This is a genomic window from Butyrivibrio sp. YAB3001 (assembly GCF_900112195.1).
Taxonomy (GTDB): Bacteria; Bacillota; Clostridia; order Lachnospirales; family Lachnospiraceae; genus Butyrivibrio.
In genome coordinates, this window is sequence record NZ_FOKR01000012.1 from 93,313 (window position 1) to 117,911 (window position 24,599).

Sequence of the window (24,599 nt, forward strand, 5' to 3'; positions counted from 1 at the left end):
TTTGAAAGAGTGAATGAATGAAGCTGTTAAAGGTATGCCCGATTCTTGCAGGGATCGTGGTTGTTACAATAGCATTATCGCTTGTTTCCTTTGTGCTTGAAGGGAGTACCTATTCAAGCTATCAGGGTGAAGTGGATTATTCCAAGGTGCCTCATTTTGCTTTGGTTTTCAAGGGGGCTTCTGAAGGAATTTATCCATGGAGCAGGGTAGAAAATGAAGCAGAGGACATGATGGCATCTGCTGATGTTACTGTGGAAGTGGCTACAGATGAAGGTGCTTGGGAGATATCGGATTCAAACGAGGAAACGAGCTTAGACATAAGCGGCAATGCTGCATTGGAACTTTCAGACGTATCGGCTAATGATATTTCCGGTAATTCTGTTTCTGATAATGATGCAGACAGGACTTATGAGCTTGTACCTGTCACGGAAGAATATTTTGATGATGCATTGTTTATTGGAGATTCTCGTACTGTTGGTCTTTCTGAGTATTGCAAGCCTCTTGATGAGAGAGCGACATTTTATGCCAAGGTTTCACTTACAATTTATGGTGTTATGACCAAAGAATTTGTAAAGAGTGGAGATAACAAGATTTCAGTTGAGCAGGCTCTTTCTGAGAACCAGTTTGGCAAAATATATATAATGCTTGGACTTAACGAGATTGGAACCGGTACTGCTGAGACTTTTGCAGAGGAGTATTCCAAGGTTATTGACAGAATAAGAGAGTTACAGCCGGATGCGCTTATTTTCATACAGGGAATAATGCATGTAAGTGAGAAGAAGAGCAGTAGCGACAAGTACTTTAACAATGAAAAGATAAATGAGAGAAATGAAGCACTCTCTCAGCTTGCAGATAATAAGACTATTTTTTATATAGATATGAACGAGGCTGTTGATGATGAGAATGGTAATCTGATAAAAGATTTATCGTTTGATGATGTTCATTTGAAAGCTTCATCGTACGAAAGATGGTATAATTATCTTTTAGAACATGGAATTATTAAGGATTGAGGCGATTATATGGCAAGAGAAATGGTTTTTAAGATGGAAAGACCAGGTCTTTTAAAAGAAGGGGATAAGGTTACTGTCACGGAAGGTGTTCTTCCAAGTAACTATTATTACACGATTTATCCATCACTGGCTATGTCAGGGAATTTTCCGTTCAGAGAACGAATGCTTGAACGCGAGGGAGTAGTTACCAAGGTGGAGGAAAACTCACGAGGGTATTATGTAACTGCTGTGTTTGGATAACCAGAGAACTTAACGAGAATAACATACAACAAATTATGGGAGGACACTAAAATGCAGTATATTTCAACAGACAAGGCACCGGCAGCAATCGGACCATATTCACAGGCTATCAAGGCAGGAGATTTTCTTTATGCTTCAGGGCAGATACCGATCAACCCTGCAAACGGTGAGATAGAGGGAACAACAATTTCAGATCAGGCTGACAGAGTCTGCAGAAATATAGGAGAGATTTTAAGCGCAGCAGGAACAGATTATGAGCATGTAGTAAAGACAACATGTTTCCTTGCTGAAATGGCTGATTTCGGAGCATTTAATGCTGTTTATGAGAAATATTTCACTGGAAAACCTGCAAGAAGCTGTGTTGCAGTAAAACAGCTTCCTAAGAATGTTCTTTGCGAAGTGGAAGTTATAGCTTATTTAGGATGATTATATTGTTCATGATTAATAATCACATGTGAACTTTACTTGTTGTATTAAATTAAATTTGCAACAAGTAAAGGCAATATGTGGTGATTATGCTATATTTGTATTTAACTAATAGTCTGTGGGGTGGGAATGAAAAAAAGATTTTTAATATGTTTCATGGCTGCCACTTTTTTACTATCCGGTTGTGGGAGTCTTGCCGGAAGGCACAATATTGATTCCGGTTTTGCTTATATAGAAAGCCATGACTATGATAGTGCGATGGAAAGCTTTACTGCTGCTGAGGAAAAGGGCGAAGATGCATGTCTTATCCACAGAGGAAAAGGCATTGTATATGTAGCTACAGGTGATTATCAGGCAGCGGCTGACGAGCTTATGGCTTCTTTGCATGCAGATGAAGGAATAGTTGATGATATGGATTTTGACACCAACTACTATCTGGCAGAGGCTTATTATAAGCTTGGCGAATATAATAAAGCCAAAGAAGTGTATGATGCAATTTTAGGGCTTCGCAGTAAAGATGGAAATGCATTTTATCTGCGAGGTGTATGTGAGCTTGCTTCAGGCAATCACGACGGGGCATATTCTGATTTTACCAAGGCAATATCATTAAATGCCAAGGATTATTCAATGATCATCATGATCTATAAATCCCTGAATGAGTATGGATATAATGATGAGGCAGTGAATATCCTTCAGACAGCTATGGATAATGGCAGCGCATTTATGACCAATTATGAAAAAGGGCAGATTTCTTTTTATCTTGGTAATAATGCTGAGGCTCAGAGTTATCTTGAGGCAGCGCGAAGTGAGCGCGACCAGGAAAAAGAGCCTGTGATTTTGATGCTTGGACAAACAGGAGAAAAGCAGGGGGATTATAACTATGCTATTAGTGTCTATAAGACCTATTTAAGTGAGAACCCTGCGAGTGCGTTGATCTACAATCAACTGGGTATGTGTCAGATAAAGCAAGGGGATTATTCGGCTGCTATTCAGTCTTTTCAGTCAGGCATTGATGTTGGTGATCAGGCATATATAAAGGCATTAAGATTAAATCAGATAACGGCCTATGAATATAAGGGTGAGTTTGATACAGCAAAGTCGCTTATGGATGCATATTTACAGGATTATCCGAGTGACGAAGAAGCTGAAAGAGAGAATATTTTCCTTTCAACAAGATGAAGAAGTGAGACAGGATTCGGAAACGTTTCCTGTTTTTTCTTATTTTTAATTGGGAGAGAGGCATGAATGATAAGCAATGTACATTAGTAAGTGATTATTATAGCATAGTGACAGATTGCAAATCCTACGACAGATATCCTAATATCACAGACAGAGAAAAATGGGATGCATTACCTCTGGAACTGAAAAATGAGCTGGTTAAAAGAGGTGAGGATGCGCAGAAAGAAGAATGGACACAGCTAACCATTTCTGATTTTAGAGAGTTCTTTAAGACCGGAAATCGGGTAAGGTTTGAAGAGAAATATTTTCCCAGAAGACGTAAGCTGAATAAGCTTGTGATGGCTGAATGCGTTGAGAATAAGGGAAGATTTGTGGATGACATATTAGACGGACTTTACCTCATTCTTGAAGAAACAACCTGGTGCTTACCGCCTCATAACAGCTACAAAAGGGATGCTAAGCAGGAAAATATACCTGATGTTACAAGGCCTATAATAGACCTGTTTCAGGCTGAGAGCGGGGCTGAGGTGGCGTTTGCGGAATATTTGATGCGACCTGTTTTTGCAGAGATCAGCCCGTATATAAGTGATTATGTGAATGAAAGATTAAATTCACGTATATTTGAGCCGTATCTTAAACAGCATTTCTGGTGGATGGGAAATGGTTCAGAACCTATGTGCAACTGGACACCCTGGTGTACTCAAAATGTATTGATTGCAGCTCTTACAAGAAAAAACGGCTTTTTTACCACACATGAGAAGATGATTTTTATGAAAAAAGCAGCGAGATCCTGTGACTATTTTCTTGATGGCTATGGAGAGGATGGCGGATGTAATGAGGGCGCGCAGTATTACAGCCATGCAGGACTGTGTCTTTTTGGATGCCTTGAGCTTATTAGCGGTGCCTGCGATATGGAGAAAAGAAGTTATGCCGAGATTTCTGATGATGGTAGCGTAATAATCCATGGTGTGCAAGAAAAAGTGCATGGTTATGAACAAGCTGCGTTGGAGACTGACCATAGAATTGATAGTAAAGAAAACTTTTATGTAGATGAAAGTAGTGAATGTTTCGGCGCTGTATTCAAGGAACCGATAATAAGAAACATAGCAAACTTTATAGTTAAGATGCATGTTGCTGGTGATTATTACATAAATTTTGCGGATTGCAGCGCACATCCCGGAAGACGATCTGCAAGAGAGTTTCTCTTTGGAAAAGCAGTTGGAGATGAGGTGCTCTCAAGCTTTTCTGCTGAGGATTTCAGGTCAGAATCAATGGGAGAGAGACTTTTGGATGATGAGATAAATCTCTTTTACCACTGTATGCAGGCATTTGCCTATGAGGAAATGATGAATTTCCCAAAGACTACCATGCTTGGTGAGGATGCCTGGTTTGAAAGCATGGGGCTTATGGTGGCAAGAGATGACACCTTTGTTCTTGCTGCAAAAGCAGGTAACAATGCTGATAGTCATAATCACAACGATGTAGGTTCTTTTACAATCTATAAAAATGGTAAGCCGTTTATTATTGACCTTGGAGTTGGGACTTATACACAAAAGACCTTTTCAGACAAGCGATATGAGATATGGACAATGCAGTCGCAATTTCATAATGTTCCGACATTCGTGAAATGTGGAAAAGATGATTCTGCAAATGAATCAGGAGCGGATGAGATCCTGAATCAAATCCTCGAAAATATGGGCAGGGATGCGGCATCTGATGTCTATGATAGCCGTATTGTTATGCAAAAAGATGGTGAAAACTATAGCGCAGGTAGTGTTGTGTGTATTTTAGATGGTGATGGTACAGAGACAGAACAGACTAATAGTGTTAACGAAAATGCAGCAGGAGAAAAGATAACAGTATCAAGCCTAAAAATGGATATTTCCGGAGCATATTTTGAAGATGAAAATGATACCGGGAAACAACATTATAATAGGAAAGTTTCCTTATATAAAGGAGAGAAAATTGTGGTAGAAGATGAATATGATGGGGATATGCCGTTTGTTGCAAGCCTTATGACATATGGAGAACCTGTTGTAGAAAAGTCTGACGAGGAAATGGTATTTGGTGTTAGAGAGACTTCTTTGGGAGAGGTCGGAAAAATTGTGATTTCCGGCGCGGAGAGCTTTTTGGTGCAGAAATATCCTATAACTGATGAGAGACTTAAAAGTGCATGGAAACATGAAGTGTATAGGATATTGATCAGGGGGAAGGAAAAGGAAAAACTAAAAATGTGCTTTGAGTAGGGTGCATGAAAAGGAAGGATGGGGTATGAGAAATATTGAGATTGGCAGTTTTGATGAGGAATGGGTAAGCGAAGCTCTTGACCGAATTTCTTCAAAGATGGAAACGGTAGTGTCAAGGAATTTGGGGAAGATACCATATACGACGGATGATAATGGAAGATTTGATGATCGTTCAGACAAAAAAGATATTTGCTGGTGGACAAATGGCTTCTGGGGTGGTGAGTTATGGCAGTTGTACAAGCTGACTCAACTGGATCTTTTCAAAGAAGAAGCCATTAAAGTAGAAGAAAAAATGGATGCTGCATTCATGGATTACAATGGAATGGATCATGATGCAGGCTTTCGCTGGCTTCCTACATCAGTTATCAGATACAAGCTTGATAAAAACAGTGAGTCAAAAAACAGAGCACTTCTTGCCACAGCTAATCTGGCGGGCAGATTTAACTTAAATGGCAACTTTATAAGAGCGTGGAATGACTGGGGAGATGATAGAGACACCACTGGATGGGCGATTATTGACTGCATGATGAATCTTCCTCTTTTGTATTGGGCATCACGAGAACTTGGAGATCCGAGATTTAAGGCGATTGCTACAGCGCATGCGGATACTGCCATGAAGTATTTTATAAGGGAAGATGGCTCAGTTAGGCATATTATAGGCTTTGATCCTGCTACAGGTGAGTTTGTGAGAGAATATGGCGGCCAGGGATATGAGGAAGGTTCATCCTGGACAAGAGGGCAGAGCTGGGCACTGTATGGATTTGCGTTAAGTTATCTTTTTACATGTGATAAAAAATACCTGGCGACTGCAATTAAAGTTGCGGATTATGTTATAAGCGAGATTCCGGAAACATTTCTTGTTCCGGTGGATTATAGGGAGCCTTTTGACGTGAATATTGAAGATTCAACAGCTGCGGCTATTACTGCATCAGGATTGATTGAACTGGCAGGTATATTAAAAGAAGGCGATGAGGCATTAGCAAAGAAATATCTTGATACGGCGCTAAAACTACTAAAAACGCTCCATGAAAAGAGATGTGATTATACCTTGGACAGAGATAATATTCTTTTAAAATGTACAGCAGCTTATCATGATAGCAGGCATGAATTTGCAATCATCTATGGGGACTACTACTATATTGAGGCACTTATGAAATTAAAAGGTATTGATCTTCCGATTTTTACTGTGTGAAAAGAGTTGAGGGAAAACGATGAAATTTGAACCTAAGCATTTGGATTATGAGCTTAGCCCATATACAGGGCTTACAAGGGAGAGCTGGATAGAGGCTGCAGAATATCTTCTTGGCGGTATATTTGATAATATAAGCAGTATTGAAGCACCGGTTGTTATGCCAAGATACGAGACGGAAGTTACATATCCATCTAAAGATGCGCCAATGTGGCGAAAAAAGGCAGAAGTATTTGAGGGGCTTTGCAGATCTTTTTTTATCGCGGCTCCTTTAATCCATATAAAACCGGAACTTGAGCTTAATGAAATATGCATTCGTGAATATTATAAGAAACAGGTGCTTGAGGCTGTTACTGAAGGCGCGCCTAATTATGTTCTGAATTATTCGGAAATGCGTGCTCTGGATAAGAGCAACAACCCGACGGCATGCTATCAGCAGACTGTTGAAACTGCTGCGCTTGTTATCTGCCTGTGGCTTTGCAGAGAAGAATTATGGGATACATACTCTAAAGAGGAAAAAGACAGAATTGCAGCGTTTTTGTCAGATTTTGCCCATGCCAATACCGTACCTCAGAACTGGCGACTTTTTAATATGCTTGATCTTGCATTTCTTTATATGAATGGATACGAAATTGATGAGGATATAATGCGTGATCATGCACAGAATATTCTCGCGTACTACGTTGGCGATGGCTGGTACAGAGACGGGCAATCTTTTGACTATTATTCGTGTTGGGCATTTAATATGTACACTGCAATCTGGAATAATTGGTACGGTTATGAAAAAGAACCATATATTGCCGCTAAGTTTGAGCAGAACTCAAATGAGCTGATGAAGACTTACCCTGACTTTTTTGATAGCGATGGATTTACCAATATGTGGGGCAGAAGTGGCATATACAGAAATGCTGCAACAAGTGCATTTGACGGCAATCTTCTGATGCAAAATAACACAGTTGATCCGGGACTTGCCAGAAGAATCTGTTCGGGATCACTGCTTCAGTTTTTTACAAGGGATGACTTTCTATGGAAGGGTGTACCGACACTTGGTTTTTATGGACCGTTTGTACCACTTGTTCAGGGGTATTCCTGCGCTGAGTCTCCAATGTGGCTTGCGAAAGCTTTCTTATGCCTTCATTTACCTGCAGATCATCCTTTCTGGACGGCAAAAGAGAATAATGGAACCTGGGAAAAGCTTTCTGAACGTGAAACAAAGGTGACTACATTAAATGGACCTGCGCTTTGTTTTGCTAACCATAAGGCGAATGGGATAACTGAACTTAGAACCGGTAAAGTAGTTAAAGATAAGAATGACAGGCATGGAATATGGAATTATTCCAAGCTTGTTTATAATACGAAATTTCCATGGGAGTCAATGCCTGAGGGGAAAAACTTTAGATTTTCTCGGAAGAATAATCGAAATGGTGATATAAAGAGTAGCATTAAAAAAATAGAAGAAATAGATTCTAACACTGGCTATGTTGAGTCGCAACAGTATGTACTGGAGTACATAAACACAGGTATTCCGGAATTGGAAAATGTTGTAAACAAGGAATCTTCTGAAGGGGGAGATACGGTTTTACAATCTGGAAGGAACATGAGGCTTCCGGGTATTACTCCTAATGTCACATTCTGGCATGGTGAGAATAATGATGTTTTATATCGAAGGCAGTTTTTTGAGTACGAAATGGAAACTGAAGATCATTGGAGAACAGCTATAAACCTTGCTGATTTTGTCGTTCCTTATGGAACTATCAGAGTTGATAAAATAAGAATGTACAGAAGGCCTCTTCGCATCACATTGGGAGCGTTTGGTTTTCCTGATAATGGCACTGATATAGAATTCAAGGAAAAAGATGGATACAAGGCTGCAATCTTAAAAGGACATGATCACATGGGAAAAGAAAAGCAGCTTGCTTTAACCATAATGGATGGCTGGACTGATATTAAGCTGATAAAAAGCACTGGAACAAATCCAGACAGCGAAAAGTCTATAGTTCTTTATGCCGAGACTATAAGAGAAAAGCAGTATGGCTACGAACCTTATATAATGATATCGCAAGTTATAACTAAGGAGGATTTGTCTGAATTTGATGAAGATGATATTTTTCCTGTTGTTAACATTGAATATACTGATACGCAGAAATGCGGTGGTTATGGGCCTGTCACTATCAGTTTAAAGGACGGAAGTGTAAAAAATATCGATTATGAAAAGCTTGAATCGCATATGGAATTATAAATTTTTTATTAGATACAAAAAATTTATAACCCGCGTAACTAGCGTATTTTTGGGCATAAAATGCATATAAAAAAGACCAAAAAACAAGAATTGATTTTCCAAAAAACAAAATGTACTTGCACTGGTGAAAAAATTGAGTATAATAAAAGTCAAAGCGATTAAAAAAATAAATCGCTTTATATTAACTCATTCATATGAAGGGAGAAAAGTTATGAGCATTAAATTTGCAAAGAGAATTCTTGCTATTACACTTGCTGCTAGCATGATGGTAGTACCTGTTGTAGCAGGAGCAACAACTGATGAGCCTACATCAACTCAGGAAGAGACAACTGTAGTTGCAGCTGCATCAGCTGGGAGACAGGAAGCTGCAGCAGCTGTAGAAGCACCTACTAACACAGTAGCTGGTGTTGTATCAACATTCGCTGGTTCCTACAGAGTAAAGAGACTTAACGGTTTCGCTATCAGAACAAGCCTTGCTGACTTCAGAACACTTGCTGGTCTTAAGGCAGGTCAGACACCTTGGGTAAGAGCATATGACATCACAGCTAAGACAAGCCCAGCTGCATTCGCAAGCATCGACGCAGTTGTTGCACAGTTAGGTGGTAAGGTTGTTGGAGCTATCAACGTTGATCTTGGTATCCTTGATGGTGGCAAGTTCGCACAGCTTCCTAACACAGTATCAGCTCGTGCATCAGTTGGTATCCCTGGCGCAAACGCTAACAAGAGATATGTTGTTGTAGCTGTATATCCAGGCGGAGAGACAGAAGTTATCGAAGATCTTGATACAGTACTTGGAACATTCTCATTCAACATTCGTGGCGGCCTTGCTGCATACGCACTTGTTGAGATTGGCTAATTTAGTTAATTTCGATTGCCAGAATAATGAATTAGACTTGGGAAATGACTTTTACCGGTCATTTCCCAATCTTTATGTTTAGGAGAAAAAATGGGGAAACAGGAAACAAAACAACTAAATATGATGATAACAGGCGTGGTTGTTTTATTTCTTGTCTGTCTATTCATGTATGGATTTCAGTATATTTTTGGAATTTCTATATTTCCGGATGAATTTGGCTATTGGGCATGCGCAGCAAGAGTGGCGGGCTATGACTGGTCTGAGACGGCTTCAATAGGTTCGTACTATTCATTTGGATATTCACTTATTTTGGCACCTATTCTTAGGATTTTTTCGGATTCCATCATGGCCTACAGGGCAGCTTTGGTTATTAATTTAATGCTTCAGATTTTGTCATTCTTTTTAATCAAAAAGATAATGAGAATGCTTTTTGAAGATGCTGATGAGTTCTTGACATCTTTCTTGTCTGGAATTTGTGTATTATACCCATCATGGTCATTTTATGTTCAGACTACGATGTCTGAGGCGCTATTGTTTTTTATGTACACTTTAACAGTGTATTTGATGCTTCGTTTCCTTGAGAAACCTGGAATAATCAATGGTGTTTTGGTAACACTGTCTGCAATTTATCTGTATACTGTTCATATGAGAACAATTGGCACACTTGCTGCTGTTTTTCTAGTTATGCTTGCTGAGACTGTTAAGCGAATTGTGCTTGCTAATAAGAACAGTAATGATAAATCAATTTTTGTGTTTGTGATGACAGTTTTACTGCTTATATTGCTGTTTGTTGTTAGTATTTACGTTAAGAATCATTTTATTGATACATTATTTAGTAATGGGGCAGTTTCACGTGTAAGTGTTAATGACTATTCTGGACAGACGAGAAAACTGGAGATATTATTTAGTTTGTCAGGTCTTGGCAAATTTTTTAAGAGTATGATCGGTAAGATTTTTTATCTTGGCTGTGCTACATTCGGTTTTGCCTATCTTGGTGTTTATAGTCTTTTTAAACGCCTGTTTAATAAGGATAATAAGGCAGCATTTGTTTTATTATCATCACTTGCACAATTCATGGTTATGTGTATATATTTAATAGGCAGTGCCGGTAAGAAAAGCAATCGCTTTGATCTATTCCTTCATGGAAGATATTTTGATTTTGCTATTCCGCTTCTCATGGCAATAGGGATATATGAATTATTACAAACAGAAAAGATATTAAAAAAGTGTATTATACCGGCAATAATTTATTTGTTATCTTCTGTTTCGTCATTATATATTGTGTCTATAAATGAAACAGGGATGAATAATCCTCATAGTACATTAGCAATTGCAATTAGTTATTTTCTTGATAAGTACAATTTTAGGCCGTATTATATTATTTTGATGAGCACGCTCCTTACATTGGCGGTTGGGGCAGGAATTGTATTTTTAGTAAAACTATTTAAAATAGGGAAACCACAGATAATTTTAGTATTGATATATATTGTATTAGTGATACAATCTTTTCATGCGCTTAATCATTTTATATACCTTTATCAGGCATATGCATTTGGCGATGTTCAGGTTGCTGATGCGATATCTGACTTTAGAAAAGAAGGTCGTGACGGGGATGTTATTCTTCTTTATACTGGTGAAATAGAGTTTATTGACAATATCCAGTTAAGACTAAAAGATGAACATATCCATGTCGAATATGCCAAGGAACTTATCAAGGAAGATGAGGCAACAATAAAGAAAACAGTTGCAGAACTTCCTGATGATGCTCTGGTTCTTTTGTTCTATGAAAGTGGACTCAATGATTATTTAGCGGATAGATATGACGGCAAATGGCTGTCAGGACATTTTATTATTTATTATCAGAAGTGAGAGGGAAATGTTATGAAACTTATTATCCAGATTCCATGTTACAATGAAGCGAAGACTCTTGAGGTTGCTCTTAACCATCTTCCTAAGCATATTGATGGTATAGATACCATTGAGTACCTTATTATCAATGACGGAAGTAAGGACAATACTGTTGAAGTTGCTAAAAAGTGGGGAGTTCAGCACATTGTTAACTTCAAGCAGAATCAGGGTCTTGCAAAGGGCTTTATTGCCGGCCTTGACGGATGCCTTAGATGTGGTGCTGACATCATTGTAAATACCGATGCGGATGATCAGTACAATGGTGAAGATATTGAGAAGATTGTAAGACCTATCCTTAATGGCGAGGCTGATATCGTTATTGGTGCAAGACCAATTGACCAGACAGAGCATTTTTCATTTATTAAGAAGAAGCTTCAGCATCTTGGAAGCTGGACTGTTCGTAAGGCTTCTAAGAGTGATATTCCTGATGCGCCAAGTGGATTCCGTGCATTCAGTAGAGATGCTGCCATGAAGCTTAATGTAGTAAACGACTACACATATACTCTTGAGACAATTGTTCAGGCCGGAAGAGAAAAGATTCCGATGACAAGTGTTCCAATCAGAACTAATGGAGAACTTAGACCATCAAGACTTTTCCATAGCATTTGGGGCTATGTAAAGAAGTCTATGCTCACAATTATCAGAGCATTTGTAATGTATAAGCCTCTTATGGCATTTTCACTCATTTCATTGCCATTTACACTTATTGGTCTTGGAATTGGTATCAGATTCCTTGTTTATATGGCTAATGGATCAAGCTCAGGTCATATTCAGTCACTTATTCTTGGATGTACACTTATCATCATGGGCTTCCTTGTATTCGTGATGGGACTTATGGCTGATACTATTGCTGCTAATCGTAGAATCCTTCAGGATGTTCAGTATCATGTAAAGCGCATCGAATATGATAGAACTCATATGAACAGAAATAGCAGCGATGATATAGAAATTGATGAGGATGAACTTGATAGAGAGATTGGTGCCTGATAGATATTGCGCTGAAATTCTCCATGTGATATCGTTTTGGCAACGAAAAATTGTTCTTTTAAAATAAAAAAATAATTAAGTTAAAGAAAGGTCATTTATATGTTTACTCAGTTCAAAACTATAAAATATAGATTTATTATTTTAATGGCTGCGTTCATTTCTGTTCTCTCTATTGGATATTTTAATTCTGTAACAGCAAGTGCTGAGGAACAGCAGGGAAATGTTTCAATTTCCGGAAAGCTTGCTACTTTAAATTCAGATGCTGATGGTAGAGAATCAGCAGATGCAAATGCTGCAGTTGTTGAATCTTTCAGAGCAGGTGATACGGTATACATGATTGATTCCAGTGATGGATGGGTAACAATCTATTATCATAGTCAGTATCTCTACCTTCAGGACACTGATGGTAAGCTCATTTCATTAAATGATACGACAGATCTTGTTAATGAGATGGAGCTTCGTGAGCAGACTGACAGAGCATGGATTGATGCTTATAATTCTCAGCTTAAGGCTATGAGAAATGCTAAGGTATGGAGAATTGCGATTGTTGCTATCATCGTTTTCCTTATCGGATTTATCGTTTATAAGGGCGTTAAGCAGAATAATCAGAAAACTCCTGAGAAGAAAGATAAATGATACAAATATATTGGTATAAAGAGCTGGATGCTGATTTAGTGGCATTCAGCTCTTTTATGGAATAGAAAATACTTATTTCATACAGTAGCGCTTTCATGGATGCGTGTTGCACGATAAGAATATGTTGCAAAAATGCAATCTCACTCGGAAAAAGAGTTTTGCGTGAAAAAACGCTTTTTTAAGTTCTTGTTGACATTGTGAAAAATTATTCATAAAATGATAGGCGATTTAAAATAAATTTTTAATGAGATAATTGTTGATGAAAGCAGTAGAAAAAGATTTTATTGAATTAACTAAGAGAGCCATCAACTGCGAATATGCCGATGATGGTTTTTTTGATGAAACAGATTGGGTGGAACTCTATAAACTGGCGTGCATAAATGGGCTTTCTGCAGTTCTATTTGATGCAGCCAAAGGTTGTAAGACACTGCCCGAGGATATTAAGAAAAAATGGGATGCAAGCAAGTTTCATGTTTTTGTGCGTCAGACATCACATTTCAAGTCTTTAGTGGAAGTTACTTCGCAGCTTCATGGTGAAGGAATTGATTATGCTGTATTTAAGGGGGAGGCAATTTCCGAATGTTATCCCAAGCCTTCATATAGACCTTCTTCAGATTCTGATATTCTTGTGAGTGCAGCAGATAGAAATCGAGCTACTCATGTTCTTGAGAAACAGGGTTATCAATATACCGGTGGCAAACAGGATAAGGAATTAACTTTTATAAATAATGCGAATGGCCATATGATCGAGCTTCATACCACTGTATTTGAGGATTATGAGGGAATGAAGATTGATATCTTGAAGCAGGCAAATCTTGATGGCCCTGAGCATAGAATAGATATGGAAGTGAACGGTAAGACTATCCATACTATGGGTATTGATGAGCATCTTGTTTATCAGTTTTACCATTTAATAAAGCATTTCATGCTAGAAGGCGCCAGTGTAAGATTCTTTACAGATATAACACTATTTGTTAACAAGAATCTTGATAAGATTCATTTTGATTATTTTTGGAAATGGATGGATAAATGCGGATATGCTCCATTCGGTCATAATTTCCTGACTATATGCGTGCGATACTTTAATATGGACGATTCTATTCTTAATGGGCGCCATATAGAGGCTGATGATGAAATCCTTGAATCCATAATAGTCGATTTTATCTACAAGGGCGACATTGAACATGTCAGACAGAATTCCTGGCAGCTTATCTATGCGTTTGCCCCCTATCTGGTGGGTGAAAAGAAAAGTCATGCCGGTGGTACAAGAGGTAAGATTAGCTTTTTGTTCCCTTCAGCAAAGGATTTAGATATTAGTTATAGCTATGCTAAAAAAATACCTCTGCTCTTGCCTATTGCCTGGATACACAGGGCTATTAAAAGAGAAATAATTCAGCTTAGGGACAGGAGAACAGGGAAATATTCTGCTATGCAGAAAATGGATATAATCAACTCCAGGTTGGAATTATTTAGCTCAGTCGGATTGATTGAAAGTGAAGAGTGAAAAAACAAGCTAAAAATAGTTTACACTTGCAGTTAAGCGAAAAAATAAAATACTTTAAAGGGGGAAAAAGTGAAATATTTTGATAAAGTTAAAAGAATAGTCCATAGGTGTAGTGAAGAAATAGCTGCAACAAAGGAGATAGCTAGTGTTTTATCTTTCGGAGAGGGAATGGAAACATTTCGTGCAAAAATAGATATGCGTATAATGAATCATAATGGTGGCTATGAAAATGAGATTCGAAAAAGACATTTGTTGAGAAAACATGAAATAATGATTAAATACTATGAAAAAACGTTTGGTGATTATTTTGTTTTGTATGACTATAACCATGCAAATGATGTATTTGAGCATTCAAAATATTCTGATTGTATATGGGTTTGTTGGTGGCAAGGTCTTGATCAGGCACCACCCATTGTAAAAGCGTGTATAGAATCAATCAAGAAAAATTCAGGAAAGCATCAAGTTATTGTGCTAACAGATGAAAATTATAAAAAATACGTACAACTTCCAGAATGGGTGGAAAAGAAAAGAAGGAATAATCACAAGAACAAACTATTCAGATTTACTTCGATTATCTCTTTTAGCAAAATATGGTGGAATGTGGCTAGATGCAACTTTTTTCTGTACAGATTCAGTTTTATTAGATTCATATTTTAATGAACCGATATGGTCAATAAAACGTCCTGAGTATAATCATGCATCTGTAGCATGTGGATACTTTGCTGGTTATTCGCTTGAATGTCACGAAGAAAATAGATATGCATTTTCTACAATGCGAGACTTGTTTTTGAATTATTGGAAGAATAATGATATTATGGTTGATTACTTGATGGTTGATTATATGATTGTGCTTGCACAAAAGCATGATAAGAGGATACAAAATCAATTTGATAGAATTTCACCTAATAATCCGAAATGTGATGAATTGATAAAAGTATTGAATGAACAATTTGACAAAGACAAGTGGGCTGACCTTAAGACGGATACATGTTTATTTAAATTGAGCTGGAAACAGAAGTTTATTGAAGAAAAAGATGGGAAGCCAACTTTTTATAAATACTTGATTGAAGGTAAATTATAGTATTGAAATATACAAATAATTTTTGACTTTTTGTGTAATTTAACAATTAACATCGAAGAAATTAAGAATATTTAGATTACCTACCGATTGCTATACACGTTCAAATATAGTATACTCTTGCGGATGGGTGTCGCGTTATATATAGCTACTTTATTAGGTTGAACACCTAATGAAGTGGCTTTTTTGAGGAATAGATAAAACAATTTTAACTAACAACGTTTGTAATAGTGAAAATATGCTCATTGTTCTTAACAATTTTTACAGCTGTCCTAACGAACGTAATTATCATGTACATGCAATTTCTATTGGAGAAAAGTATGAATTAGTATAGAGAATACTGAGTTGATATTTTAGTGGTTATAAAAAATGTATTTTCATCAAGTGTTGATAGAAAAACTGGAAATTTCTAGAAAAATTATTTATAGAACAAACTGCACTGTACTGATATTTATACACATTATTATTTGTTCTGTTATTTTTTTATGTAAAATTATATGGATAAGATTGATATTATTGAAATTTGAAATATTTGTAAAAGTTCTTATATTAGTGCATTTATATTTGTAATGTGTGCTAAATTACAAAACAGGAGTATCACTATTTTAGGTTTATATGATTGATGATATATTAGCTTGATTCTGTGTGCGAATGATAGCCATGATGATTTTTAAAAGATTAAGACCATTAATTATTTTGTGTATCCTGTAAGATATATTACGGTTAAGAAATAAGTAATTGAAAGAAGTAGCTATTTGATGGATGAGAAGCATAGGGTTTATTAAAGAATATAATGGGAGTTTATAGTGATAAATAAGTTAAAGATTGCAAAAATGGCAGAGAAATTATCAAAAAAAGCTGATTGTTTAATAAAATCATTTTGTGACCCGAATAGTGTTATTTGAGTATATGCTGTGCATAATAGGGTTTTATTATATATGATCTGATGTGGAGGAGTATTTTAGTGAATGTTTTACATCTTTTAGGAACGGGTGATACAGGTGGAATTGAAACTTTAGTAAGAGACTATGCTAAGAATTCAAAGCTTAATAATACATTTGTTTTCTTCTTTGGAGGAGGGGAGACATGCAATCAGATGAAGGATTCAGGCAATAATGTAATAGAGCTAAATACTGGGAAAAGTGAGTATATAAAAGCATATTACAAAATAAAGAAGATTGTTGATGATCTAGACATCGATGCAATTATTGTTCATCATGAATCACCTGTGATATATATATTCATGACACTTTTGAAGAGAGAAAAAAGATGTCTCAAAACATATATATATGCCCATTGTAATATGAATGATATGATGGCACCAGATAGAAAAGGAGTGATTATTAGAAAAATTATTATTTCTTACGCTTACAAAAAATGTGATTATGTAATAGCCATTTCTAATTCAGTAAAAAAAAGTATTAGAGATAATGGTTTTAATACAGATAAAGTAAGAGTTGTTTATAACGGTATAGATTGTCAGAAATTTTGTGGACCTAAAGTTATCAATAGGTCTGAAGTTAGATTGATCTTTGTGGGGCGTTTAATTAAGCAAAAAGGAATCAATATTTTATTAGAAGCGTTGAAAAAAATTGATGATAAGAGCGCATTTTCTTGCATGATAGTTGGGGATGGACCAGAGAGACACTCACTAGAAAGCTTTTTGAGATCTTTAAACTTTAAAAATAATGTTCAATTTCTTGGAACACGATCTGATGTACCTAAACTTTTGCAGAATGCAGACGTTTTTGTGCATCCGGCAATTTGGGAAGAAGGTTTTGGAATTGCAGTAGTAGAAGCAATGGCGGCAGGAGTCGTTCCTATAGCGTTTAATAAAGGCGCTATTCCAGAGATTATTAGTAATTCTGAGGATGGATTTATTGTAGAGGAATGTAATGCAGATGCATTGGCTAAAGCTATTGAAAAAGCGATAGTTTTGTTTGAAAAGAGAGAATTATATGAATTTAGTGAAAAGGCTCGAAAGAAAGCATTAGATTTTGATATTGGAAAATTTGTTAGGGAGCTTGATGATGCCTTTAGGGTGTGAAAACCATGATGATGGAATTGTGAAATGATATGAGGTAAAAATGTTAGGGATTATTATTATTAATTACAATACATATGATAAAACAATTGATTGCATAAATAGTATTAAAGATACTTATTGTGGGAACTATAGGATTTATCTATTAGATAATGCTTCGCAAAATGACTCTGCAGAAATACTAAGTAAATTATATATAAATGATAAATTTGTAGAGCTAATCTGTGAGAATAAAAATCTTGGATACGCGAGGGGTAATAATCTTTGCATTAAAAAGGCTGTTGAGGATGGGTGCGAATATGCTTTGATATCCAATAATGATATAGTATATAAACCACATGCAATTGAACGATTGATAGCTGAGATGGTGGAAGAGAATGTTTTTATAGTTGGACCTAAGGTTATATTACCAAATGGTGAGATTCAAAAAACAGTTAAACTTAAAGCTCCAAGTTTTATTGAGTATATCAAGTACGAGACATATGTTAGAAATTTTTTTAAGAAAAGCTATGAGAGCAACAATATAATACCTAACTCAAAAAGAGATGTTTATTGGGTTGTTGGCTGTTCTTTTTTGGTTAATTTGAGACAATTTGAGCTGATAAACTTTTTTGATGAGTATACTTTTTTGTACTTTGAAGAATATATACTGAGCGAGAAGGCAAAGAAGAATGATTTACGACTTAGATATTGTCCTGATGCGGAAGTTTTTCATTATCATGGCTTCTCTATGGGAGGAGCTTTAAATATTACGACACGAAGTGCAAATTGGAGAAGTGAGATTTATTTTTTGAAAAATTATTGGCATTGGAATAGATTTAAATGTTGGATGATCTGGCAAATCAGGGTTCTTGAAGTTATGTTTAATGCAAGGAAAGAAGAAAATCGTAAAGAATTAGTTAATAAATACAAAGAAGGAAAGAAACTGCTAATTACTGCATAACAATATCACAGATAAATTCTAGTTTGAATAAGCATATTTTTGGCTATGAGATTAAATTCCCTTTTGAAAAAATAAATTGAAGATATTGTAATTGCAGTAGATAATGGATTTTTGATAAGTATCGGGAAGAAAGAGTAGTATATGAAGATAGAGAGAACAAAAAATGCATCGAGAAATATAGTATCAGGAACGTTTCTAAAGGTGTATCAGATGATTATGCCCTTTATTATGAGGACAATAATGATTTATGCTTTAGGGGAACAGTATTTAGGACTTAATAGTCTTTTTACTTCAATCCTTCAGGTTCTCAATATTGCTGAATTGGGTGTGGGATCAGCAATGGTTTTTTCAATGTATGAACCTATTTCTAAGGACGACACTAAAAAAATAAATGCGTTGATGAGATTGTATCGCAAGTATTATAGAATAATTGGTGGAATAATACTTACAGCCGGATTAGTGATATTGCCTTTTTTGCACAATTTAATAAAAGGAGAAACACCGAATGATATCAATATTTATATACTTTATTTGTTAAATCTATTTGCAACGGTTTTGTCGTATTGGATGTTTGCTTATAGAAATAGTATATTGACTGCATATCAAAGGGTGGATATAGCTAATAAAGTATCTATTATTACAGATACTTTAAAATACATTTTTCAGATATGTGCAATAATTCTATTTAAGAATTATTATCTCTATGTGATTGTAATAATAATTACTCAAATAATTAATAATATCATGCGTGCAATAGTTTCATATAAAATATATCCTAATTATAAACCAATTGGATTTCTGGATATAGATGAAACAAAGAAGATAAATAAGCGAATTCAGGATTTGTTTACATCAAAAATTGGAATGGTTATTGTAAATTCTGCTGATAATATTGTTATTTCAGCTTTTTTAGGGCTAAGAATATTAGCTATTTATCAAAATTATTTTTTTGTTGTTTCTGCCATTATTGGAATTGTGTCTATTATCTATGTCTCGTGTCTTGCTGGAGTGGGCAATAGCCTTATAACAGAGACAAAAGAAAAAAATTATATTGTTTTTAAAAGACTTACATTTCTTGTGTGTTGGATTTCAGGCTTTTGTACTATTTGTTTTCTTTGCTTGTATCAACCGTTCATGGAATTATGGATGGGGCCTGAAAGGCTATTAGACTATTCTGCAGTAGTATGTTTTGCATTGTATTTCTTTGTGTTTGAAATAAATACATTATTAAATATGTTTAAGGATGCAGCTGGTATATGGCATTCAGACAGATTCAGACCGCTTGTTACTGCAATGAGTAACTTGATCATGAATTTGATTCTTGTAAACATATGGGGGATTTATGGCGTTTTGCTATCTACAGTATTATCTACTCTTTTTGTGGGAATGCCCTGGTTAATGCATAATCTTTTCACAACTGTTTTTAGTAGAGCATTAATAAAAGATTATTTGATGCAGATTGTTAAATATGTTTTATTAGTTGCTTGTACAGCTATTATTGCTGTTTTTGTTTGTTCTTTTACAGTTCGAACTAGTTTACTGTTGCAGCTTTTATTGAATCTCCTAATTTGCATTAGCTTAAATGTATTGTTTTTTTATTTAGCTTTTTGTAAGACTGAAGAATTTGCTTATTGTGTTGAATTATGTAGCAAAATGGTGAAAAAATGGAAAAAATGATTACTAGTATAAAGCAATTTGGAAAAAGAATACTTATTAAATCTGAGTACTATAGAAATAATCATAGTATAGAGTGTATTCCCTTGAAAAAAAACAGGGTCAATTTGGAGTATTGGAATTATACAAAAAATTTAGGAGACTGTTTGTCACCAATTATTGTAGATTGGATGCTGAAAAAAAGGGATATTAGATCAGATAAAAAACTTAATTGTACCAAACATTTATATGCAGTAGGATCTGTAATTGGGATGGGACAGTATTTTGATGCTACGATATGGGGGGCAGGGCTCCATACACAAGCTGCAATTGAGAATGTTTTTAAAGAATGTAAATATCGTAAATATGATATTCGTGCTGTTAGGGGACCAAATACTGCAGAAATAATGAGAAAGGCAGGATATTATTGTCCTAATGTATATGGAGATCCAGCTGTTCTCATGCCTCTTTTATATTCTCCGCAAAATATATGTAAGCAATACAAAGCGTCAATTATTCACCATTATTCTGTAAAAAAATTTGAAACAAAAGATTTACATGAAATTAGCATAAGGACAGGTGATTATAAATACTTTATTGATGAAATTTGCAAGTCAGAATTGGTAATTTCGTCTTCACTTCATGGAATAATTTTAGCTGAGTGTTATGGAACTCCGGCAATTTTTTTTAATGAAGGATTGGATGAAGAAATTTTTAAATTTCAAGATTGGTATTATTCAACAGGTAGATATGATATTCGTTATGCTACAAAAATTGAAGATATATCGAATTTTGTACCTATGGAGTTGCCTGATTTGCATAATATGCAAGAAAACTTATTACGTTCTTTTCCTTATGATTTATGGTTGGGCAAAAAGTGACTATAGTTGAGGGTGAATTTATGTTTATATCTTTTATTATTCCTGTTTATAATACAAAAAAAGAGTTGTTGAAAAGATGTATAGACTCTATTGCTTCTTTAAAAGAGTGTGCGAAAGAAATAATTGTAGTTGATGATGGGTCTTATTTGCAAGAAACTATAGATTTTGAAAATGAAATAGAAGAAAGGGATGAGATAAAAGTATTTTTTCAGCAGAATAAAGGTCCATCAGCTGCTCGAAATGCTGGAATTAATAAGTCTACGGGCGAATACATAGTTTTTGTGGATTCTGATGATTATATTATAAGTGATAATTTTGATCAGATTCTTATATCTGTTAAGAAATTTAAGAATTTTGATATTGCTTATTTTTCTCATTCAAATATTCGAGGATTGAATACTTTGATTCATGGAAATAATATGAGAGAACTAATTGCTAAAACGAAAGCTAATGGTTCAGTATTCGATTATTGGGTGATTTGGGGAAAAGTATATCGTAAGGAAATACTGCAAAATGTTAGGTTTAATGAAAAAATAAAGTATTGCGAAGATGTTTTATTTAATATGATTCTTAATGAAAAAAATCGCTATTCTGTAGCTGTTGATATTCAAGGTGTTGTCCATGAATACAATTCTGAATCATTGTGCAATAGATATAATCCGATGGCAAGTAAACTATTTGCTGATACTATAGTGGAGTTAGCAAAATATTCAAAGAATAGTTATGGCGGTTTTTACATAAAATGTATTTTTGATTTTTATTTTATGCACGTTTTACCACTTCAGGTTTTTAATACTGAGAATAAGGCTAATTTATTGAAAAAAAACAAAGAGGCATGTAATATTCTTTTTAGTGAGCCTTATTATCGTGCATTTTCATCGCTTCATTTTTCGGATTTATCAAATCGAAGGAAAATTGCATATTTATTAGCAAAGATAAAACTTGTTTACTTAGCTTATGTAGTAATGAAATCTTTTTAAAAAGTTTTTGGCACTTAATTAGTGATGAATACAAATTTATCTGGATAGCATAGAATTAGAGGAATATATATGGCATTTGATAGGAATAACTATACTATAAGAAAGAATGCAGGGCGTATTGATGCGCTAACAGGGGCACGATATGTTGCTATAATGCTTATAGTGTTTTCTCATTTTGAGTTTTTGGGTAAAGATGAAATATTAGGAGAAATATATTGGAAGTATTTTCATAATGCCACATTAGGAGTTGATTATTTTTTTACCTTATCTGGATTTGGAATGATGTATTCATTTATAAATAAATCTGAGAGCAAAGAAAAGTATTCAATTTTGGATTGCATTTCATATGGATGGCGTCATGTTAAGAAGATATATTCTGTTTATTTTATAACATTAGTGCTTGGAGCTATTTATTACATAATTGTAGGGATGTTTGAGTATGGCAAGGGATTTTTTGAATCTATTGCAAAGTCCTTAACATTTCTTGTTATTGATGCATCACTTTTACAATCACTAACAGGTATTAAAAAATTTAGCCATTCATTAAATGGTGTTTGTTGGTTTTTGTCAACGCTTTTTTGCATATATATTGTTAGTCCGATGATAGGAAGAAGGCTAAAAAAAAGTCTAAATGATGGAAAAAAAAATGTAATCGGTATAGTTGTAAATATAGTGCTTTCTGTTTTGTTAGCGTATGTGTTTAGAAAAATTGAAAATAGAACGATTTTTGATGATTTATGCTATGGCTCTCCATATAGACGTGTTTTTTATGTAATAATGGGTATGCATTTGGCACAATTATATAATATTAGTATGATGAAGAAAATCGTAGACAAAGAAAGAATAGAATATTTCATTTTTTTGTTGGCTTTTGTTTGGTATTTGACCAGGGGAATAGTAGCGAGTCGTATCGGCGTGGGTATATATATTATTGATATGATAATTGTTGCAAGTATTGTTTTTTATCTTGCTGCTGGTACAGGCACAATTTCTAAGTTCTTTTGTTCAAAGACTATGGTTAATTTGGGAAGCATTTCCATGTATATATTTTTAGTTCATTATATAATAGGTTTATTTACACATCAAATAATGAGCTTGTTTTTTGAAAATACACTGATTGTAGCAATAATTGAGTCTTGTGTAATCTTATTATTAACACATTTTGTTTCAATATTGATTTATTATTTGAAAAAGTGCTGAGTAATAATTGATTGCAATACTTTTTGACTTTTTGTATTGTGTTATGAAAGATTTTCTTTGGAAAAAGGTAGAAATATGTATTTAAAAATAAAGACAGATTATCAGTCTGTATTAACATGGCTTCTTATAGGGATTTTGATTATTGATACAAGAGCTTTTTATTTAGTACCATTAAGTGGAGGCGATGTACAAAAATCTAGGATGGTACTGATATCATTGGCGGTAATCTTGCTATTTTTTTTCTCGTTCAAAAATAGTTTTGTAAAGGAATTAGTAACATATAGATTTGTGAAAATTTATTTGTTACTTACAGTCATTGTTATTACGTTTTTGTCGGTTTATAGCATGATGAAGTATAATGAGAATGTGCTTGATATGGTTTATGTAGCAGTCCCGTATCTTGCAATGTTTTTGGTTCCATTATTCCTATTTTTGTTTGAAAAGAATAATATTGAAAAAATCATTGGCTGGTTAACTATTGCGGGGATAATATCTACTTTATTGGCTTTTTCAATTGCTGTTTGCAGAGAGTGTTTGGGTATTAGTATTTTACCAGGTAGTCCATTTTTCGGATTTCGTGATGGAAGAGTGAGAATAAGTATAACACAATTAGGTATGGACTCGCTGCTTTTTTTGTTTTATAGTATTGTAATTGAAAAAAAAAGAACATTGCTGAATATCTTTACGTTCCTTATTATGATCTACGCAGTTTTATTTTATCAATCCACTAGAATAATTGATATAGCATTAGTGGGTGCTATGTTTAGTATATTATTTTTGTATAGGGGTAGTAATAACGAGAAAATAATTATTAAATGCATAATCATTATTCTATTGATTATTTTTTTATTCAATTATACGGTGATTATTAATTCATTCAGTGTAGACGGGGATAAGGCAGGTTCAACATTGGCTCGTTTAGGTGCTATCGATTATTTCTATGAATTATTTAGTGAGAATCCTATCCTGGGAATAGGATTTATAAGGCCTAAGAATGACGAATTACTTGCTATATGGTCAGGACCGTTAAATATTTATTTTTTTGGTGATCTCGGTTTGATTGGAGGAGTATTTCAATGTGGATTATTAGGAATCCCATTGTTTATTTTGCCCTTGATTCGCTTGCTGTATGTTTCATTGCGTTTATTGAAAGATAATTGGGAAATAGGGATATTCTCGCTAAGTATTAGCATTTATTATATTCTTCTTCAGCCAACAATATGTTGCATTAACAATTCAAATTGCATCGTTTTTTCATTAGTATGGGCAATACTAGAATACTATTATAAAATGGTTAGATGTGATGGCACACATAGACAATGTAATAAATGAAAATGATTTTTTCAGCCCTTCCATTGAGTGGGGCTGAAAGAGTTTTATAACATTCAGTTTGCTTTTGC

19 protein-coding genes and 1 pseudogene are annotated in these 24,599 nt (G+C 34.8%); all 20 read left to right on the forward strand.

The features are described from left to right. The first annotated feature begins 17 nt into the window (after positions 1-17). The 20 genes and pseudogenes from BM086_RS13295 (at position 18) to BM086_RS13390 (ending at position 24,531) form a co-directional block, all read left to right on the forward strand. Positions 18-1,010: a GDSL-type esterase/lipase family protein gene (locus BM086_RS13295; protein ID WP_092327521.1), complete on the forward strand. Its 993-nt coding sequence runs from the start codon at positions 18-20 to the stop codon at positions 1,008-1,010. A gap of 9 nt (positions 1,011-1,019) precedes the next feature. Next, the gene (locus BM086_RS13300) at positions 1,020-1,250 is read left to right on the forward strand and encodes a hypothetical protein (protein ID WP_092327524.1); all 231 of its coding nucleotides are present in this window, start codon (positions 1,020-1,022) and stop codon (positions 1,248-1,250) included. Positions 1,251-1,301: 51 nt separating this feature from the next. Then, a complete protein-coding gene (locus BM086_RS13305) occupies positions 1,302-1,676 on the forward strand; it encodes a RidA family protein (RefSeq protein WP_092327527.1) in 375 nt (124 codons plus the stop codon). Positions 1,677-1,805: 129 nt separating this feature from the next. Then, complete coding sequence (locus BM086_RS13310; protein ID WP_092327530.1) at positions 1,806-2,855, forward strand: tetratricopeptide repeat protein; 1,050 nt, start codon at positions 1,806-1,808, stop codon at positions 2,853-2,855. Between the two features lie 62 nt (positions 2,856-2,917). Further along, complete coding sequence (locus BM086_RS13315; protein ID WP_092327533.1) at positions 2,918-5,101, forward strand: heparinase II/III domain-containing protein; 2,184 nt, start codon at positions 2,918-2,920, stop codon at positions 5,099-5,101. Between the two features lie 25 nt (positions 5,102-5,126). Further along, the gene (locus BM086_RS13320; RefSeq protein ID WP_092327536.1) at positions 5,127-6,293 is read left to right on the forward strand and encodes a glycoside hydrolase family 88 protein; all 1,167 of its coding nucleotides are present in this window, start codon (positions 5,127-5,129) and stop codon (positions 6,291-6,293) included. 19 nt (positions 6,294-6,312) lie between these two features. Beyond that, complete coding sequence (locus BM086_RS13325; protein ID WP_092327539.1) at positions 6,313-8,529, forward strand: DUF2264 domain-containing protein; 2,217 nt, start codon at positions 6,313-6,315, stop codon at positions 8,527-8,529. A gap of 211 nt (positions 8,530-8,740) precedes the next feature. Next, complete coding sequence (locus tag BM086_RS13330; protein ID WP_092327541.1) at positions 8,741-9,385, forward strand: hypothetical protein; 645 nt, start codon at positions 8,741-8,743, stop codon at positions 9,383-9,385. Between the two features lie 90 nt (positions 9,386-9,475). After that, positions 9,476-11,254: a hypothetical protein gene (locus BM086_RS13335; RefSeq protein ID WP_092327544.1), complete on the forward strand. Its 1,779-nt coding sequence runs from the start codon at positions 9,476-9,478 to the stop codon at positions 11,252-11,254. 12 nt (positions 11,255-11,266) lie between these two features. Further along, positions 11,267-12,280, forward strand: coding sequence for a glycosyltransferase family 2 protein (locus BM086_RS13340; RefSeq protein WP_092327547.1), 1,014 nt, complete (start codon positions 11,267-11,269; stop codon positions 12,278-12,280). A gap of 99 nt (positions 12,281-12,379) precedes the next feature. Next, a complete protein-coding gene (locus tag BM086_RS13345; protein ID WP_092327550.1) occupies positions 12,380-12,916 on the forward strand; it encodes a hypothetical protein in 537 nt (178 codons plus the stop codon). A 259-nt stretch (positions 12,917-13,175) separates the two neighbouring features. Continuing rightward, entirely contained in the window at positions 13,176-14,420 is a 1,245-nt protein-coding gene (locus BM086_RS13350) for a nucleotidyltransferase domain-containing protein (RefSeq protein WP_092327553.1), read from the forward strand. A gap of 270 nt (positions 14,421-14,690) precedes the next feature. Continuing rightward, positions 14,691-15,501, forward strand: a pseudogene (locus BM086_RS13355) (capsular polysaccharide synthesis protein). A 961-nt stretch (positions 15,502-16,462) separates the two neighbouring features. Then, positions 16,463-17,545 (forward strand): glycosyltransferase family 4 protein, encoded by a 1,083-nt coding sequence (locus tag BM086_RS13360; protein ID WP_175560276.1) that lies wholly within the window; start codon positions 16,463-16,465, stop codon positions 17,543-17,545. A 40-nt stretch (positions 17,546-17,585) separates the two neighbouring features. Continuing rightward, positions 17,586-18,485, forward strand: coding sequence for a glycosyltransferase family 2 protein (locus BM086_RS13365; protein WP_092327559.1), 900 nt, complete (start codon positions 17,586-17,588; stop codon positions 18,483-18,485). 141 nt (positions 18,486-18,626) lie between these two features. Next, complete coding sequence (locus BM086_RS13370; RefSeq protein WP_092327562.1) at positions 18,627-20,162, forward strand: lipopolysaccharide biosynthesis protein; 1,536 nt, start codon at positions 18,627-18,629, stop codon at positions 20,160-20,162. Beyond that, positions 20,150-21,019 carry a polysaccharide pyruvyl transferase family protein gene (locus tag BM086_RS13375; RefSeq protein ID WP_092327564.1) on the forward strand — a complete coding sequence of 290 codons (870 nt, stop codon included), beginning with the start codon at positions 20,150-20,152 and terminating at the stop codon, positions 21,017-21,019. The genes BM086_RS13370 and BM086_RS13375 overlap by 13 nt, the downstream gene beginning before the upstream one ends. Then, positions 21,016-21,999, forward strand: coding sequence for a glycosyltransferase family 2 protein (locus BM086_RS13380; RefSeq protein WP_175560277.1), 984 nt, complete (start codon positions 21,016-21,018; stop codon positions 21,997-21,999). Before BM086_RS13375 ends, BM086_RS13380 begins: the two co-directional genes overlap by 4 nt. A 69-nt stretch (positions 22,000-22,068) precedes the next feature. Further along, positions 22,069-23,199 carry an acyltransferase family protein gene (locus tag BM086_RS13385; RefSeq protein ID WP_092327569.1) on the forward strand — a complete coding sequence of 377 codons (1,131 nt, stop codon included), beginning with the start codon at positions 22,069-22,071 and terminating at the stop codon, positions 23,197-23,199. 57 nt (positions 23,200-23,256) lie between these two features. After that, positions 23,257-24,531: an O-antigen ligase family protein gene (locus BM086_RS13390; RefSeq protein ID WP_141107754.1), complete on the forward strand. Its 1,275-nt coding sequence runs from the start codon at positions 23,257-23,259 to the stop codon at positions 24,529-24,531. Positions 24,532-24,599: the final 68 nt, after the last annotated feature.

What these genes read in the sequence shown, in the direction of transcription:
- BM086_RS13345 (WP_092327550.1), top strand. Translation starts at nt 12,380, where the DNA reads ATGTTTACTCAGTTCAAAACTATAAAATATAGATTTATTATTTTAATG.
- BM086_RS13325 (WP_092327539.1), top strand. Translation starts at nt 6,313, where the DNA reads ATGAAATTTGAACCTAAGCATTTGGATTATGAGCTTAGCCCATATACA.
- BM086_RS13310 (WP_092327530.1), top strand. Translation starts at nt 1,806, where the DNA reads ATGAAAAAAAGATTTTTAATATGTTTCATGGCTGCCACTTTTTTACTA.
- BM086_RS13305 (WP_092327527.1), top strand. Translation starts at nt 1,302, where the DNA reads ATGCAGTATATTTCAACAGACAAGGCACCGGCAGCAATCGGACCATAT.
- BM086_RS13330 (WP_092327541.1), top strand. Translation starts at nt 8,741, where the DNA reads ATGAGCATTAAATTTGCAAAGAGAATTCTTGCTATTACACTTGCTGCT.
- BM086_RS13385 (WP_092327569.1), top strand. Translation starts at nt 22,069, where the DNA reads ATGGCATTTGATAGGAATAACTATACTATAAGAAAGAATGCAGGGCGT.
- BM086_RS13320 (WP_092327536.1), top strand. Translation starts at nt 5,127, where the DNA reads ATGAGAAATATTGAGATTGGCAGTTTTGATGAGGAATGGGTAAGCGAA.
- BM086_RS13370 (WP_092327562.1), top strand. Translation starts at nt 18,627, where the DNA reads ATGAAGATAGAGAGAACAAAAAATGCATCGAGAAATATAGTATCAGGA.
- BM086_RS13340 (WP_092327547.1), top strand. Translation starts at nt 11,267, where the DNA reads ATGAAACTTATTATCCAGATTCCATGTTACAATGAAGCGAAGACTCTT.
- BM086_RS13300 (WP_092327524.1), top strand. Translation starts at nt 1,020, where the DNA reads ATGGCAAGAGAAATGGTTTTTAAGATGGAAAGACCAGGTCTTTTAAAA.
- BM086_RS13335 (WP_092327544.1), top strand. Translation starts at nt 9,476, where the DNA reads ATGGGGAAACAGGAAACAAAACAACTAAATATGATGATAACAGGCGTG.
- BM086_RS13375 (WP_092327564.1), top strand. Translation starts at nt 20,150, where the DNA reads ATGGAAAAAATGATTACTAGTATAAAGCAATTTGGAAAAAGAATACTT.
- BM086_RS13295 (WP_092327521.1), top strand. Translation starts at nt 18, where the DNA reads ATGAAGCTGTTAAAGGTATGCCCGATTCTTGCAGGGATCGTGGTTGTT.
- BM086_RS13350 (WP_092327553.1), top strand. Translation starts at nt 13,176, where the DNA reads ATGAAAGCAGTAGAAAAAGATTTTATTGAATTAACTAAGAGAGCCATC.
- BM086_RS13315 (WP_092327533.1), top strand. Translation starts at nt 2,918, where the DNA reads ATGAATGATAAGCAATGTACATTAGTAAGTGATTATTATAGCATAGTG.
- BM086_RS13365 (WP_092327559.1), top strand. Translation starts at nt 17,586, where the DNA reads ATGTTAGGGATTATTATTATTAATTACAATACATATGATAAAACAATT.